At 65.0% G+C, this 15,044-nt stretch carries 15 protein-coding genes; 5 read left to right on the top strand and 10 right to left on the bottom strand.

The genetic code is table 11. The features are described 5' to 3' along the window. Positions 1–116: 116 nt before the first annotated feature. The 6 genes from phnD to PCE31107_RS03215 form a co-directional block, all read right to left on the bottom strand. Positions 117–1,085, bottom strand: a complete 969-nt coding sequence (phnD, locus tag PCE31107_RS03240; RefSeq protein ID WP_130024782.1) for a phosphonate ABC transporter substrate-binding protein — start codon at positions 1,083–1,085, stop codon at positions 117–119. A gap of 16 nt (positions 1,086–1,101) precedes the next feature. Then, entirely contained in the window at positions 1,102–2,013 is a 912-nt protein-coding gene (gene phnC, locus PCE31107_RS03235) for a phosphonate ABC transporter ATP-binding protein (protein WP_150606461.1), read from the bottom strand. A 431-nt stretch (positions 2,014–2,444) separates the two neighbouring features. After that, complete coding sequence (locus PCE31107_RS03230) at positions 2,445–3,683, bottom strand: NAD(P)/FAD-dependent oxidoreductase (protein WP_150606459.1); 1,239 nt, start codon at positions 3,681–3,683, stop codon at positions 2,445–2,447. Positions 3,684–3,693: 10 nt separating this feature from the next. Beyond that, positions 3,694–4,047: a RidA family protein gene (locus PCE31107_RS03225; RefSeq protein WP_150606457.1), complete on the bottom strand. Its 354-nt coding sequence runs from the start codon at positions 4,045–4,047 to the stop codon at positions 3,694–3,696. Positions 4,048–4,063: 16 nt separating this feature from the next. Next, the gene (locus PCE31107_RS03220) at positions 4,064–5,590 is read right to left on the bottom strand and encodes an amidase (protein WP_150606454.1); all 1,527 of its coding nucleotides are present in this window, start codon (positions 5,588–5,590) and stop codon (positions 4,064–4,066) included. 24 nt (positions 5,591–5,614) lie between these two features. Beyond that, entirely contained in the window at positions 5,615–6,901 is a 1,287-nt protein-coding gene (locus PCE31107_RS03215; RefSeq protein WP_150606452.1) for an MFS transporter, read from the bottom strand. A 105-nt stretch (positions 6,902–7,006) separates the two neighbouring features. Here PCE31107_RS03215 and PCE31107_RS03210 point away from each other — a divergent pair, with 105 nt between their 5' ends. Continuing rightward, positions 7,007–7,645 carry a helix-turn-helix domain-containing protein gene (locus PCE31107_RS03210; protein WP_150606450.1) on the top strand — a complete coding sequence of 213 codons (639 nt, stop codon included), beginning with the start codon at positions 7,007–7,009 and terminating at the stop codon, positions 7,643–7,645. Between the two features lie 10 nt (positions 7,646–7,655). Here the strand turns inward: PCE31107_RS03210 and PCE31107_RS03205 are convergent, their stop codons facing one another. The 4 genes from PCE31107_RS03205 to PCE31107_RS03190 form a co-directional block, all read right to left on the bottom strand. Then, a complete protein-coding gene (locus PCE31107_RS03205; RefSeq protein ID WP_017232639.1) occupies positions 7,656–8,411 on the bottom strand; it encodes a DeoR/GlpR family DNA-binding transcription regulator in 756 nt (251 codons plus the stop codon). 83 nt (positions 8,412–8,494) lie between these two features. Continuing rightward, positions 8,495–9,109 carry a LysE family translocator gene (locus tag PCE31107_RS03200; RefSeq protein WP_150606448.1) on the bottom strand — a complete coding sequence of 205 codons (615 nt, stop codon included), beginning with the start codon at positions 9,107–9,109 and terminating at the stop codon, positions 8,495–8,497. Positions 9,110–9,184: 75 nt separating this feature from the next. Further along, positions 9,185–9,736 carry an adenine phosphoribosyltransferase gene (locus tag PCE31107_RS03195; RefSeq protein ID WP_174966532.1) on the bottom strand — a complete coding sequence of 184 codons (552 nt, stop codon included), beginning with the start codon at positions 9,734–9,736 and terminating at the stop codon, positions 9,185–9,187. A gap of 152 nt (positions 9,737–9,888) precedes the next feature. Further along, the gene (locus PCE31107_RS03190; protein WP_150606446.1) at positions 9,889–11,871 is read right to left on the bottom strand and encodes a monovalent cation:proton antiporter family protein; all 1,983 of its coding nucleotides are present in this window, start codon (positions 11,869–11,871) and stop codon (positions 9,889–9,891) included. Positions 11,872–12,076: 205 nt separating this feature from the next. On the opposite strand from PCE31107_RS03190, the gene PCE31107_RS03185 reads away from it, so the two are divergent. From PCE31107_RS03185 to lptA, 4 genes are all read left to right on the top strand, one after another. Then, positions 12,077–13,057: a KpsF/GutQ family sugar-phosphate isomerase gene (locus tag PCE31107_RS03185; RefSeq protein ID WP_017232643.1), complete on the top strand. Its 981-nt coding sequence runs from the start codon at positions 12,077–12,079 to the stop codon at positions 13,055–13,057. Positions 13,058–13,164: 107 nt separating this feature from the next. Next, on the top strand, positions 13,165–13,650 hold the full coding sequence (locus PCE31107_RS03180; RefSeq protein WP_051060087.1) for a KdsC family phosphatase: 486 nt from the start codon (positions 13,165–13,167) through the stop codon (positions 13,648–13,650). A 23-nt stretch (positions 13,651–13,673) separates the two neighbouring features. Next, complete coding sequence (lptC, locus tag PCE31107_RS03175) at positions 13,674–14,333, top strand: LPS export ABC transporter periplasmic protein LptC (RefSeq protein ID WP_150606444.1); 660 nt, start codon at positions 13,674–13,676, stop codon at positions 14,331–14,333. Beyond that, positions 14,330–15,028, top strand: a complete 699-nt coding sequence (gene lptA / locus PCE31107_RS03170) for a lipopolysaccharide transport periplasmic protein LptA (protein ID WP_150606442.1) — start codon at positions 14,330–14,332, stop codon at positions 15,026–15,028. The genes lptC and lptA overlap by 4 nt, the downstream gene beginning before the upstream one ends. The last annotated feature ends 16 nt before the right edge of the window (positions 15,029–15,044 follow it).

The raw sequence follows: 15,044 nt of genomic DNA, 5'->3' as shown, positions 1-15,044 counted from the left end.
AGGTCACCAGAGGTCACGGCGGGCCAGATGACCTGGCCCGCCGTCATCGATCACAGAACAACGCCCGTGCGCCGCTCTGTGACATCGTGTCGTTCCACGCCCAGGCAATCAGGCGCTTACTTCGTTTTGCTCATTTCCTGATCGAGCGCGGCGAGCTTGCTGTCGATGTCGGTCAATTGCGATTGCTTCTTGGCCGCATCGAGGTTGGCATCCGACTGGATCTGTTGCTTTTGCTTGAACAGCTCGAGCTGGCGGATCGGCAGCAGTTGCGCATTGCTCGACGCACGGAAGCCGCCGTAGTTGTAGATGTTCTTCAGCACTTCCTTCTCATGCGCGTCCTTGCCGTACGCCAGGAAGAAGTCGCGAATCTTCTTCTTCGTCGCTTCCGGCAGGTCCTTGCGCCACACCAGCGGATCCGACGGGATCAGCGGCGACTTCCAGATCACCTGCACCTGCTTGGCCTTCTCCGGCTGCGTTGCCTCGAGCTTGTCGATCTCTTCGGTGTTGTTGGTGGCCACGTCGACCTGGTTGTTGAGCACGGCCATCAGGTTGGCGCCGTGATTCGAGCTGCGCGCGGTTTTGAAGTACGTGCGCGGATCGATGTTGTGCTTCGCGAACACGTAGTAGCCCGGCACCAGCGTGCCCGACGTCGAGGTCGGATCGCCCAGGCCGAAGTTGATCTTCTTGCCGTTCTTGATCACGTCGTCGAGCGTCTTGTACGGGCTCGCCTTGTTCGCGATCAGCAGCGAGTAGTAGCCTTCGGTGCCGTCGGCGTACATAATCTTCGCGAAGACTTCGCCTTGCGAGCGGTCCACGGCTTCCATCGCTGCCTTGTTGCCCAACCAGGCGAGCTGCACCTTGTTGAAGCGCATGCCTTCGATCACGCCGGCGTAGTCGGTGGCGAAGAACGGCGTCACCTTGATGCCGGTTTGCTTCTCCATGTCGTCGATCAGCGGCTGCCAACGCTGGCGCAGTGCCGCGCTCGAGTCGGTCGAGATGATGCCGAAATTGATTTCCTGCGCGTGCACTGCCGCCACCGAGGCAAGCATGGCCGCGCCGGCCAGCAGGGTTTTCCAAAGTTTCATGAGAGCAAGCTCCTGGTCAGGTCAGACTGAGGGACATCGAGGTGAGGAATGGGGCTTGCGCATTGGCCGGCGCGGGGCCGGCGGCGCGCGGAGAAGCGTCGGCAGCGTCGCTGTCGTCGGCGTCTTCCACATGGTCAACGTGGTCAACACGGTCGTTAAGCAGTTCGCTTGCCTGCACGCCATACAGGCGGCGCAGCAGGTCGGGCGTCAGCGCCGCGGACGGGCCGTCGTACACCACGCGTCCTTGATGCAGGGCGACGGTTCGCACGCAATAGCGCATGGCGACATCCACCTGATGCAGCGAGACGACGACCGTCAGTTTGTGATCGCGGTTCATGCGGGCCAGCATGTCCATCACCTTGCGGGCCGACTCCGGATCGAGCGACGCAATCGGTTCGTCCGCAAGAATGATCTTCGCGCCCTGCACCAGCGTGCGCGCCAGCGCCGCGCGCTGCTGCTGACCGCCCGAGAGCGTGCTGGCGCGCTGGAACGCCAGATCGGCGATGCCGACCTCCGCGAGCACCGCCATCGCCGCCTGACGCTCGGCCGGCGTGAAGCGGAACAGCAGGCTGCGCCACAGCGGCACGCGCGCGAGCAGCCCCGTCAGCACGTTGGTGATCACCGGCATCCGGCCCACCAGGTTGAACTGCTGGAAGACGAAGCCGATGTCGCGACGAATCTGGCGCACTTCGCGCACGATGCGGCCGTCGCGCTGAATCGGACGACCGAGAATGTCGATGCCGCCTGGCTGCGGATCGGCCGCCACGAAACCCGCCATGTGACGCATCAGCGTCGACTTGCCCGAGCCCGACGCCCCGATCAGGGCGACCATTTCGCCCGGCATCACGGTAAGCGCCACCTCGTCGAGCGCACGGCGGCCGCCCCCGAAAGTCTTGGTCAGTCGCTCGATTCGAATTGCTTCGTCCACGGGTCACCTGTCAATCGACTCGCCGGTCGGATCCGATGCGTTCCCGCTAACCGCGCCCCAGGTTGGGAGCACGTCGCCCGCATCGCTCGACTAGCTGTTTTGTGGCAATTTGTGCCAAAAGTGACAGCAGTCTAAGAAGTGCCGATGACAGGACAGTGACAATCGATGAGCTTTTCGATGGGCGTTGAAAATCCTTATTGGGTCAAGGAGTTAACAACGTTTTCGGCGCCACGGCACGCACGGATGCGCGGGCGTCGAAGTCACGCCGAACGGGGCGCGACGTCATCGGCCTCGGGGGCGAGCGCCGATGTTGTCTACATATTTCCGGGGGAGGTGCCGCTTCGACGATCCGAGCAGCAAGCGGGGACGATCGCGTGTCTACGAACAGAAGTCCATGTCGCGCATAGGCACAGGCACGGGCACGGACTCGATCAATAGCTGAAGCGATCGGCGCGGAACGGTCGTGGATCCGCGATCGGATCGGCGCCGACCATCATCTCGGCGAGCAAACGCCCGGTGATGGGGCCGAGCGTCAACCCGTGATGCGCGTGTCCGAACGCAAACCACAAGTCCCTGTGCCGATTCGCGGGCCCGATCACAGGCATCATATCCGGCGTGCAAGGACGACAGCCGAGCCAAGGTTGCGCGTCCAGCCGCTGGCCAAGCGGAAACACGTCGCGCGCGAAAGGCTCGATGGCATCGAGTTGCACGGGCGTGGCGGGCGCATCGCGGTAAGCGAGTTCGACCCCCGTTGTCAGACGGATGCCGCGCGCCATGGGCGTCATCATGTAGCCGATCTCGGCATCGAGCACCGGCTGCTTCAGGCGCGCGCCTTCCTGCGCGGCGTAATGCATGTGATAACCGCGCTTGACGGCCAGCGGCAGTCGATAGCCCAGCCGTGCCGTGACCCTATCCGACCACGGTCCCAGCGCGATCACCGCGGAATGTGCATCGATGCGGCCCGCCTCGGTGTCGACACTCCAATGCGGCGCGAGCGTCGTCGCGTCGCCGATGAAGATTCGCCCGCCCAGCGATTCGAAGTAGCACGCGTAGGCGGTGACTAACGCATTGGGGTCGCTCACGGAGTCCGCATCGGTGTAGCGCAGTGCGCCAATCAACGCGTGCCCCAGCGACGGCTCGTCGCGCCGCAGTTGCCCGGCATCGAGCGACTGAAACGCGACACCATACTCGGATCGCCATTGCTCCGCCACACGCGACTCCGCTTCCTGCTTTCGCGCGCTGCGAAACGCCTTGAGCCAGCCGCCCTTGCGCAGCAGTGCCTGCGCCCCCGAGGCCTCGACCAATGCCCGATGCTCGTCGACGCAATGCTCGATCAATGTCGAGTACGAACGGGCGATGGCCGCGTTACGGTCCGCACGCGAGTGATACCAATACCGACACAAAAACGGAAGCACCTGCGGCATAGCCCGCACGTGATAGCGCACGTCGGGCGAGCGATTGCGCGCATAGCGCATGAGCGTGGCGAGATCGCGTGGCAGCGCATAGGGATAGACGCCCTCGCGCTGGATCAGCCCGGCATTACCGAACGACGTCTCGTTGCCCGGCGCCTTGCGGTCGACCAGCGCGACGCAGAGCCCACGCTGCTGCAAGTGCACGGCAACACAGACGCCAACCATGCCCCCGCCGAGAACAAGCGTATCGAATTTCATGACGGTCACGTCACGCAAGCGCGGTCACGGCGACTTCAACATCCAGCCCCGACTTCATCAGCAAGGCCTGCACGCAGGCGCGGGTCGGCGCATGGCCCGAGGGCACCCATGCCTCCCATGCCGCGTTGAATTCGTCGAAGTGCTTCGGGTCGCTGAGCCAGATGTTCGCGGTGACGAGGCGCGTCTTGTCGATCCCCGCCGTAGCGAGCAGCGCGTCGATGCGCGTCAGCACTTCATTCGTTTGCACGGTGATCGAACCGCCTGCCGTGTCGGGGACTTGTCCAGCCAGGTAGACAACGCCATTCGCGACGACGATCTGGCTCATGCGCGCGTTGGTTTGCAATCTTGTGATTTCATTGGACATGACAGACTCCCTGAAGTTAAACGGATGACATTCCGGATTGATTTTCGCCCGCCGAATGCAGGATCGGCGGATGGGTAACGATTGACTTGAGCGCCGGGTTCGCCTGCGCAAGCTTCGACAGATCGGGGCGCGGCCGGCGCAGTGAAGGTTCCTGGTCGAAGGCACGCTCCATGGCGCGCGCGACACTCAGGGTCTTGAGATCGCCGCGAAACGGGCCGACGATCTGCAAACCGAAAGGCATGCCCGCAAGATCGACACCGCATGGCAGCGAGATCGCGGGATGGGTGGTGAGCGTGACCACATACGTCAGCGCGAGCCAGCGGTAATAATTTTCCTGCGCGCGGCCGTTGATTTGCGCAGCATACAGCTCACCCCACGAAAACGGCGACACCGGCGTTGTCGGCGAGACGATCACGTCGTAACGCTCGAACGCCGACTGGAAACGCCTGAAAATGCGCGTCTGCTCCGCTTGCGCCCACGCGCTGTCGGCAAGCGTCATCGCCGCACCCATCTCATAGTTTGCCCGGGTATTGGGTCCGAGCGCCCCGGGATCGCGCGCATACGCGTCGCGCAACCCTGCGACGAAGCTCTCCGCACGGATCACGTCGAATGCGCGGTGCACCTCTCCCAGTTCAAAGCTGACCGGCTCGCATGTCTGCACCAGTTTGCCGAGCGCCGCCATGCGCGAACGGAACACCGCGCGAATCTCGTCATCGACATCGCACGCATCAAAGTCTTCCGTGTAGCCGACGCGCAGCGTAGCGAGATCGAGCTCAGGCAATGCGGTGAAGCCGGGCGCGTCGACGTCATAGCTGAGCGGGTCGCCGGATGAGAGGCCCGCCGTCGCCGCGAGTTGCAATGCGGTTTCCTCGACATCGCGCCCCATCGGACCGACAACGGAAATGGGCGTCCATCCGAGCAGACGCCGTGAGTTGGGCACGAGCCCCGCCGACGGTCTGAAGCCGACGACGCCGCACTTCGATGCCGGGATGCGCAGCGACCCGCCGGTATCGGAGCCGGTGCAGACGGGCAGCATGTCGCAAGCGAGCGCGGCGGCCGACCCGCCCGACGATCCGCCGGCATTTAACGCCGGATTGAACGGATTCCCGGTCGCGCCCCACACAGGATTGCGCGTGTTCGCGCCAGCGCCAAGCTCCGGCACGTTCGTCTTGCCGACGAGCACCGCGCCCGCCGCGCGCAACCGCTCGACGAGCACCACGTCGCGCGACGGCACATGACCACGCGACATCGGTGAGCCGTAGGTGGTGAGCAAACCCGCCGTGTCCTCGAGGTCCTTCACCCCGAGCGGCAAGCCGTGGAGCAGCCCCAGCGGCGTCCCCGCCATCACCTGGCGTTCGGCGACCTTGGCGTTCTCACGCGCCGCGTCGTAGCAGGTAGCCGTAATCGCATTGACGGCCGGATTGATGGCTTCGATCCGTTCGATGCACGCTTCGAGCAATTCGACGGGCGAGAGCTCTTTCGCGCCGATCATGCGTCGTAATTCGACCGCACTGCGGCTCACGAGGTCGTCGTTATCTGACATGGGAATCCTGAATGTGAAGACGTTTCAGTCGAGCGCTTCGCCGGTGCGATCGCGCAGCCAGATCAGCGGCACGAGCGAGACGGCGCAAGCCGCCGCGACATACCACGCAGGCGCGAGCACGTCGCCGGTGCGCGCAACGAGCCAGCTCGCAATGAACGGAGAAAACCCGCCAAAGAACGAAGCGCTGACGACATAAGTCAGTGCGATGCCCGTTGCCCGAACGTGCTTCGGGAAAAGCTCCGGGATCATCACGAGTACCGGCACGATTTGTCCGGCAACGAACACGGCCAGAAACGCGGACACCGCGCACAGCAGCCACATCGAAGGCTGCGCCGAGAGCCAGGCGAACGCAGGATAGATACTCAGCAACAGGGTCACGCGCGACACCACGAGCACACGCTTTCGGCTGTAGCGGTCGGCGAGTTTGCCGGCGATCGGCGCCGCCGCGAACAGCACCAGCGAACTGACCACGCCCGACACGACAGCGGCAGTCGATGACAGATGCAGCGTGCGCACCGCATGGCTCGGCAGAAAGAAGGCCGTGATGTACACGGACACCGAACCGCCAAGCTCCGCAAAGGTGCCGAGAATCGTCAGCTTGAGGTGCGTGGTGAGCGCCTCCTTCAACGCACCTTGCCGAGCCGGGCCACGCGACGAGGCGTCGCTCAGTGTTTCTTCCAGTCGACGACGGATAAGCATGCCGACCGGCGCCGCCACGATGCCGAGCACGAACGGAATGCGCCAGCCCCACGCCAGCACCGCCTCTTTGGGCAGCGTGGCATTGACGAGCGTCGCGACCCCCGCACCCATCGCAAGCCCAAGGGCCGTGGCCGAGAAGTTCCAGCTCGCAAAGAAGGCGCGTGTCGAGTCGGAGGCGTATTCGACGAGCAACGTGGTCCCCGGGCCGAACTCGCCGCCCGCAGCGAAGCCCTGGATCAATCGCGCGGCGAGCACGATGAACGGCGCGACGACGCCGGCGACCGCGTACGTCGGCGCACCGGCGATGAGCGCGCAACTGAGCGCCATCAACATGATGGTCAGCACCATCGCCTTCTTGCGCCCCGCGCGGTCTGCATAGGCACCGATCACGATGCCACCCAGCGGCCGCACGACGAAGCCCACGCCGAAAACGCCGATCGACAACAAAAACTGGTTCACCGGCGATGCCGACGGGAAGAAAAGCTGACCGATTTGAATCGCAAAGAAGCTGTAAATCGTGAAGTCGTAAAACTCCAGCGCTGTACCCAGCGTCGTCGCGGCGATGACTTGGGTTCTCGACAGACCTGTTTTTTCCATGGCAAGCGTTAACACGGCGACGGCTCCTTCGTGGTTGAACCTGGATGCGAGTTATCATATATGAGAAAAATATAATTCTCGTATACGACAAAACCCGTATTCCGATGAGAGAGACCGAGGATGGCCAGATCCCCCGCGCGCACGGCGCCCGCCGAGTCGTTGCCGCAGTTCGATCGCAAGGCGATTGGCGCGCGATTGCGCGACGCGCGTAAAGCGAAAAAATTGACGTTGATGGATTTGTCGTCGCGCTCCGGCATCGCCGTGTCGACCATCTCGAAGGCCGAGCGTGGCGACATCGCACTGACGTACGACAAATTTGCGGCGCTAGCCCAGGCGCTGGACGTCAGCTTCGACGCACTGTTCGAACGTGCACCGATCAAGGCGGCGAGCCCGCTCGTGCCGACCTTCACGGCATCGGACCACCAAATGGTCTACGACACGCCAAACTACGAATATCGCATGCTCGCCAATGAGCTGACGGGCAAGCGCATGGTGCCGATGCGCGGCCTGGTGCGGGCACGCAAGTTCTCCGACTTCCCCGACTACATTCGCCACAGCGGCGAAGAGTTCGTGTTTTTGCTCAAGGGGTCGCTCGAACTGCGGTTCGAGACCGGCGCGATGTTCCACCTGAAGGCGGGCGACAGTCTGTACTTCGATAGTTCGGTTGGCCACGTGTACCTGAGCACCGGGAAGCAGCCGGCGGAGGTACTGGTGTGCTGTGTGGGCGCGGATGCCCATCGGCCCGTCGACGCGATGTGATCGCGCCCGGTCACGCGATAAGGAGTTCCGGGCCGCGCGCGCGCAGTTGCGCCAGCATGCTCTTGTGCGGCGCCGCGTCGCTGATGAGGTAGCGGGCCGCCTCGAAATGGCGGATACGCACGGGCGTCACGCGCCCGAACTTGGTATGGTCCGCCACCACGGCCGAGATGTTCGCACACAGCAGCATGCGCGCGCGAAGCTCGGCGGCCGCGCGGTTGAAGTCGGTAATGCCACCGTCCTCGGTCACGCCGCCTACGCCGATGAATGCGAAGTCGGCATGGTATTGCGATATCTGGTTGATGGCATCCCAGCCCTGCACGGCATCTTCGTTGTCCTGCAGCTCGCCGCCAAGCAACGTCACCTGATTGTCGTGATGACGGCCCAGCAATCGTGCGATCTGCCAGTCGTTCGTGTAGATGCGCAACCGATGCTTTGCGAGCAGCGCCTGCGCCACCGCCCGCGTGGTCGTGCCGTAGTCGATGATCACCGACGCCCCATCGGGTACGAGTTCCGCCGCGCGCATGCCGATGGCCCGCTTGCCTACGGCGTTGACGTTCTCGCGCAGCGTCCAGTCGGGTTCGCTGCGATCGGCGGCCAGCGCGCCGCCGTGCGTCATGAGCAGCAGTCCGCGCGCGGCGAGCGTGTTGAGGTCGCGGCGCACCGTCTCGCGCGACACCCCCAGCTCACGCACGAGATCGCTGATCGCGAGGGCCCCGGTCTTGGCAAGTTGTTCAAGCACGTACTGTTGGCGTTGTTCGGCAAGCATGATCTGGCAATGTCGGTGGGACTACGAATTCTTGGAAGGCATCGGCGCGGTCGCCGCCGCTCATGCGCGCGCGCGCGTGCGTCCTACGCCTGTAGCGCGACGCGCAAGCCCAGGCCGATGAAGATGGCGCCGGCGGCACGGTCGAGCCAGCGCCCCGCGCCGGGGCGTTGCTTGAGCCACGTGCCCAGCACGCCCGCGAACCATCCGTACGCGCTGAACACAACGATGGTCTGCGCCATGAACACCAGGCCGAGCAACAGCATCTGCGCGCCGGGATGGGCCGTGTCGGCACTCACGAACTGGGGCAGGAACACCAGGAAAAACAACGTGACCTTGGGGTTGAGCATATTCGCCAGCACGCTTTGACGAAAGACGGCCCCGAGCGGTTGCGGCGCGGCCTCGTTGGCCAACGCCAGAGCGCCGCGCGCGCGTATCGCCTTGATGCCGATCCAGATCAGATAGGCGGCCCCCGCGAGCTTGATCCCCTCGAAGGCCCACGGCGACGAACGCAGCACGGCGGCCAGGCCGATGGCCGCGACGCTCGTGTGGAAGAGACATCCCGACGTGAAACCGGCGGCCGCGGCCAGTCCCGCCCGACGGCCCTGCGCAATGCCGCGCGCGATGACCTGCATGTTGTCCGGCCCCGGCGCAAGCGTGATCGCCACCGAGGTCAGCAAGAACAGCCAGAGATTGGGCATCGGCGTGTCCGAAGTGGGGTAATGGGGACGCTCATGCGTGGGGACGCGGCAAAGCGTCCGCTCAGGCAACCGGGTTCAATGGCCTTCGAACGAGCACAGCAGGAACAGTGGCAATCCGGCGTCGCGAATCAGGCGCGAGCCCCCCAGTTCCGGCAGGTCGACGATGGCCGCCCCTTCGATGACGGTCGCCCCCAGGCGCTCCAGCAGCTTCTTGCCGGCGAGCATCGTGCCGCCCGTGGCGACCAGGTCGTCGATGAGCAGCACGCGGTCGCCCGGGCCGCAGGCATCGGCATGGATCTCGACCGTTGCGCTGCCGTATTCCAGCTCGTACTCCTCCGCGACCGTCTGATAGGGCAGCTTGCCCTTCTTGCGAATGGGGATGAAGCCGATGTTCAATTCGTACGCGAGGATCGATCCGAGGATGAAGCCGCGCGCGTCGAGACCCGCGATGTAATCCGGACGCTGCGTCATGTACCGATGCACGAACACATCGATGAGCACGCGCAAGGTGCGCGGGTTCTTGAGCAGCGGGGTAATGTCGCGGAACTGCACGCCCGGCGCGGGCCAGTCCGGCACGGTGCGAATCTGGCTCTTGATATAGGCGGCAGGGGACTCGTCGATCTGCACGGGGATCCTTCTTGGGATACTGAGGGGAAACACGCCACATTATGCCAAAAATCGCCTGGCGCCCCGCGAGGGGGCGGGCAGCGCCGCCCGGCGCACGATGCGCGCCCCGGCAGCACGCACTCTTCCCGGCCGGGTCGTCCATTCGCCGCCGTCTATTCGTGGCCGCGCAGACGCGCCTCGGCGGCGACCAGCTTGTCGGGCAATCCGCGCAGCACCACGATGTCCTCGGCCATCAGACGCGTCTCCGACACCGGCTCGACCCCGCGAATGCCATGCCGACGGATGGCCGTGACGGTCACGCCGAGCTTGTCGAGCCGAAGTTCGCCGAGCGTGCGCCCGACCGCGTCCGAGTGAAGCGTGAGCGGCACCGATTGCAGTCTGACCTGCTCGCGCTCGCCCCCCTCGTCCTCGTCGTCGAGGCCGTGGAAGTAACCCCGCAGCAGGCTGTAACGCTCGTTACGCGCCTGCGCCACCCGGCGCAGCACGCGGCGCATCGGCACGCCCAGAAGCACCAGCGCATGCGACGCCAGCATCAGGCTGCCCTCCACGATCTCGGGCACGACTTCGGTCGCGCCCGCCGCGATCAGTTCGTCCATGTGGGTGTCGTCGACCGTGCGCACCACCACCGGCAAGGTTGGCTCCAGCGCCTGCACCTGCGAGAGCACCTTCAACGCGGCCGGGGTGCTGTCGTAGGTCACCACGATGCCGGCGGCGCGGTGAATCCCCGCCGCGACCAGCGCCTCGCGCCGGGCCGCGTCGCCGAAGACGACCGTCTCGCCGGAGCTCGCTGCCTCCATCACCCGATCGGGGTCGAGATCGAGTGCCACATAGCCGATGCCCTCCTGTTCGAGCATGCGCGCCAGATTCTGGCCGCACCGGCCGTAGCCGCAGATGATGACGTGGCCCGACGTCTTGATGCTCTGCGTGGCGATCCGGGTCATCTGCAACGACTGCATCATCCACTCATTGGCGACGAAGCGCAGCGCGATACGGTCGGCATTGATGATGAGAAACGGCGCGCACAGCATCGAGAGCAGCATGCCCGCGAGCACGGCTTGCGAAAGCGACGGGTCGAGCAGGTGCCGGTCGATCACCAGATTGAGCAGCACGAAACCGAATTCGCCCGCCTGCGCCAGGCCCAGACCGGTGCGGATCGCCGTGCCGGGCGGGCTGCCGAACAGGCGCGCGAGCCCAGCGATCAATGTGAACTTGACGACCAGCGGGCCAACGAAGAACAGCAGCACGAGCAGCGGCTGCTGCACCACGATGGACGGATCGAGCAACATGCCGGTCGTGATGAAGAACAGCCCCAGCAGCACGTCGCGAAATGGCTTGATGTCGTCTTCCACCTGATGGCGGAACGGCGTCTCGGCGATGAGCATGCCGGCAATGAACGCGCCAAGCGCCATCGACAGGCCGAGGTTCTCGGTGACGTAAGCCAGCCCGAGCGTGAGCAGCAACAGATTGAGCATGAACAGCTCTTGCGAGCGCCGCGCTGCCACGATGTGGAACCAGCGTCCGACCAGTTTCTGGCCGATCCAGAGCAACAGCGCGAGCGCCCCGGTGATCTTGAGCGCGGCCAGCGACAGTGCCAGGACCAGCGCCTTCGGGTTGCCGCCCAGTGCCGAGATCACGATCAGCAATGGCACGACGGCCAGATCCTGGAACAGCAGCACCCCCATGATGTTGCGGCCGTGCTCCGTCTCGAGTTCCAGGCGCTCCGCCAGCATCTTGGTGACGATGGCCGTCGAGGACATGGCCAACGCGCCGCCCAGCGCCACCGATGCCTGCCAGGAGAACGACCAGAACAGGTTGACGAGCGCCCCCAGTCCCACCGCCACGAGCAGCGTCCCCAGGACCTGGGACACGCCCAGCCCGAGCACGATCCGGCGCATCGTCCTGAGCTTCGGTAGCGAAAATTCGATGCCGATGGAGAACATCAGGAAGACAACGCCGAACTCCGCGAGATATTGCACGCGCTGCGTGTCGGCAGCCAGTCCGACCGCGTGCGGGCCGATCACGATGCCCACGCTCAGGTAGCCGAGCATCGGCGGCAGATGAAGCATGCGGAACAACACCACCCCGACACAGGCGGCAAACAGCAGGACGAGAGTGAGTTCGAGCGGTGATGCCATCGGCTAAGGTGGGTTTCCTGAGTGAATCTGAATGCTGGCGGTCTGACGGAACGCGGTACTTGCTATGCAAGTGCCGTGCCAGATAGCGTTGGCGCGGCGGTCTCCGACGAGGCACCGGGCCGCTTCCTGGGTGGTCTCGAACGGTGCAGGTCCAAGCCTGGCGCGGCTGTCCTCGGCGCCGCGTGCGTTTTGATATACTCCGCGCATGATAGCGAAAATCAATCCAGGCCGGGCACTCGAGGTCGCCCGGGAGGTGTTGCGCACCGAAGCCGACGCCATCGAACGCGTCTCCGCGCACCTCGACGACAGCTTCTTCGAAGCGATCTCTCTGCTGCTCGCCTGCCGCGGGCGCGTGGTCGTCACCGGAATGGGCAAATCGGGCCACATCGGCCGCAAACTGGCCGCTACGTTCGCCAGCACCGGCACACCCGCCTTCTTCGTTCACCCCGCCGAAGCCAGCCACGGGGACCTGGGCATGATCACGACCGACGATGTCGTTGTCGCCCTGTCCAACTCCGGCGAAACGGGGGAACTGGTCAGCATTCTCCCGATGATAAAGCGCATCGGCGCGAAGCTCATCGCCATGACCGGCAACGCCGCGTCCAGCCTGGGGCGCCTGTCCGACGTGCACCTCGACGCGCATGTCGACAGAGAAGCCTGCCCGCTGGGCCTCGCACCGACCGCCAGCACCACGGCCGCTCTCGCCCTGGGCGATGCGCTTGCCGTCACGCTGCTCGACGCGCGCGGTTTCGGCGCAGAGGACTTCGCCCGGTCGCATCCGGGCGGCGCGCTCGGTCGACGTCTGCTGACGTTCGTGCGCGATGTCATGCGCACCGGCGAGCGCGTTCCGCGCGTGCGCGCCGATGCCAGCCTGTCCGACGCCCTGCTGGAGATGACCGCCAAGGGTCTGGGCATGACGGCCATTGTCGACGCCGACGATCGCGTTGTGGGCATCTTCACGGACGGCGACCTGCGCCGCCTGTTCAAGCGCACGCTCGATTTCACCACGCTTACGCTGGCCGACGTCATGAAGGCCGGCCCGCGCAGCATCGGCCCCGATCAACTCGCCGCCGAAGCCGCCGAACTGATGGAACGTTTCGGCATCACGCAATTGCTCGTGACCGAGAACGACCGCCTCGTCGGTGCGCTCAACGTGCACGACCTGTTCGCCGCCAAGGTCGTGTGAGCCGCTTGCCCATGAATCAGCCCAGCATCGCCCAACCCACTCGTTCCGCCCCGCTTGATGCAACCGACGTGACCGACGCCGCTGCGCGCGCCGCTCGCCTGCGTGTCATGGTGTTCGACGTCGACGGCGTCCTCACCGACGGCGGCCTGCGCTACGGACCGGCCGGGGAAGTCATCAAGACCTTCGATTCGCTCGACGGCCACGGCCTGAAGCTGCTCGCCGAAGTCGGCATCGTCACGGCCATCATCACCGGACGCCAGTCCGAGATCGTCGCCAAACGGGCGGCCGATCTTCGTGTCGCACACGTCTATCAGGGCGTGCAGGACAAACGCGCCGCATTCGAAGACCTGTGCGCCAAGGTGTCGGTGACGAGCGAGGTTTGCGGCCATATCGGTGACGACTGGCCCGATCTGCCGATCCTCAGCCGCGTGGGCTTCGCCGCCTGCCCGGCCAATGCCCATGCCGAAGTCAGGGCACGCTGCCACTGGGTTGCCGCCACGCGCGGCGGCGAAGGCGCCGTGCGCGAGCTGTGCGACTTCATCCTGCGTGCCCAGGGACGTTACGACGCCCTGCTCGCCGACGCGCTCGCCTGACGCGTCGAGGAAGCCGATCATCCATGGCCACTCAACGCCTCTCACCCGCTTCGCTGGTCGCCATCGTCGTGCTGGCCGGCCTGGCCGCCGGCACCTACTGGCTCGTGCAACGCACGCTGCCGTCGGACGCCGACCGCGCGCCGTATGTAAAGCAGCACATTCCGGATTACTTCGCCGACGACATGGTGATCTCCACCCTGTCGGCGACCGGCCTCACGCAATACCGCGTCAATGCCGTGCACATGACGCATTTCGAGGACGACCAGACCACGGCCATGACCATGCCCGCCGTGCGCGCGTTCACGCCGAATCAACCGGAAGTGACCGCCACGAGCAAACGCGGCACGCTCAATGCCGACATGTCCGTCGTCGATCTGTACGACGACGCGGTCGTGGTACGTCAAGCCGGACCGCGCGATCCGGAGATGCGCGCGCTGTCCCAGCACTTCCAGGTGCTCGTCAACGACGACATCGTTCGCACGGAATTGCCAGTCCAGCTGTTCCGCGGTGCTTCCGTGATGTACGGCGACGGCATGATTTTCAATAACATCTCGCGCGCCGTACAATTGCTCGGCAATGTTCACGGCACGATCCAGCCGGCGGAACTGGGCGGCACACGCCCGGCACCGGCCGCCGCGCCGAGCGCGCCAACTCAGACCAAACCGGGCCCCAAGACCCCATGACCGATCGCCGCCAACCGCGCCCCGTCTCCCTGTCGCTGCGTCGCCTACGCGCACTGGCCGCCGCCTTCGCCATGCTCGGCGCCCTCGCGTCGCCGCTCGCCCATGCCGAACGCGCCGACCGCGACAAGCCGCTCAATATCGAGTCGGATCACATGAGCTACGACGACCTCAAGCAGGTCAACATCTTCACCGGCAACGTGACGATGACCAAGGGGACGATTCTCCTCAAGGCCGATCGCGTCGAAGTGACTCAGGATCCGGAGGGCTATCAGTACGCCACGGCCTATTACAAGCCGGGCGGCCCGCTCGCCTACATGCGCCAGAAGCGCGACGGCCTGGACGAATACATCGACGGCTGGGGCCAGACGATCTATTACAACGGCAAGACCGAAGTCGCCACGCTGACCACACAAGCCACGCTCAAGCGCCTGGCCGGCGGCACGAGGGTGCTCGACGAAATTCACGGCAGCGTGATCACTTACGACACGTACAACGAGGTCTATACCGCCAACAGCGGTGCCGATCAGGTCAACGCCAACAATCCGAACGGCCGCGTGCGCGCCACGCTCGCCCCGCGCAATGCCACTGGCGCGAACCAGCCCAGCGCCGGCGGCGCGAGCAAGCCGGCGGCCGCGCCCAAGGGCGATCTGCCGCCGCTGTCTCCCTCCAAAAGCATCGGGAATCCGCGTGAGTAATCCTGTCAACAGCAAC

This window comes from Pandoraea cepalis, from assembly GCF_902459625.1.
In the GTDB taxonomy this organism is placed as follows: Bacteria; Pseudomonadota; Gammaproteobacteria; order Burkholderiales; family Burkholderiaceae; genus Pandoraea; species Pandoraea cepalis.
The sequence above is the reverse complement of the archived record's forward strand: the minus strand, read 5'-3'. Positions and strand labels throughout refer to the sequence as shown.

Excerpts from the sequence above, each read along its gene's own strand:
- phnD (WP_130024782.1), bottom strand. The coding sequence starts at position 1,085 with ATGAAACTTTGGAAAACCCTGCTGGCCGGCGCGGCCATGCTTGCCTCG.
- PCE31107_RS03230 (WP_150606459.1), bottom strand. The coding sequence starts at position 3,683 with ATGAAATTCGATACGCTTGTTCTCGGCGGGGGCATGGTTGGCGTCTGT.
- PCE31107_RS03225 (WP_150606457.1), bottom strand. The coding sequence starts at position 4,047 with ATGTCCAATGAAATCACAAGATTGCAAACCAACGCGCGCATGAGCCAG.
- PCE31107_RS03220 (WP_150606454.1), bottom strand. The coding sequence starts at position 5,590 with ATGTCAGATAACGACGACCTCGTGAGCCGCAGTGCGGTCGAATTACGA.
- PCE31107_RS03210 (WP_150606450.1), top strand. The coding sequence starts at position 7,007 with ATGGCCAGATCCCCCGCGCGCACGGCGCCCGCCGAGTCGTTGCCGCAG.
- PCE31107_RS03205 (WP_017232639.1), bottom strand. The coding sequence starts at position 8,411 with ATGCTTGCCGAACAACGCCAACAGTACGTGCTTGAACAACTTGCCAAG.
- PCE31107_RS03200 (WP_150606448.1), bottom strand. The coding sequence starts at position 9,109 with ATGCCCAATCTCTGGCTGTTCTTGCTGACCTCGGTGGCGATCACGCTT.
- PCE31107_RS03190 (WP_150606446.1), bottom strand. The coding sequence starts at position 11,871 with ATGGCATCACCGCTCGAACTCACTCTCGTCCTGCTGTTTGCCGCCTGT.
- PCE31107_RS03185 (WP_017232643.1), top strand. The coding sequence starts at position 12,077 with ATGATAGCGAAAATCAATCCAGGCCGGGCACTCGAGGTCGCCCGGGAG.
- PCE31107_RS03180 (WP_051060087.1), top strand. The coding sequence starts at position 13,165 with ATGGTGTTCGACGTCGACGGCGTCCTCACCGACGGCGGCCTGCGCTAC.
- lptC (WP_150606444.1), top strand. The coding sequence starts at position 13,674 with ATGGCCACTCAACGCCTCTCACCCGCTTCGCTGGTCGCCATCGTCGTG.
- lptA (WP_150606442.1), top strand. The coding sequence starts at position 14,330 with ATGACCGATCGCCGCCAACCGCGCCCCGTCTCCCTGTCGCTGCGTCGC.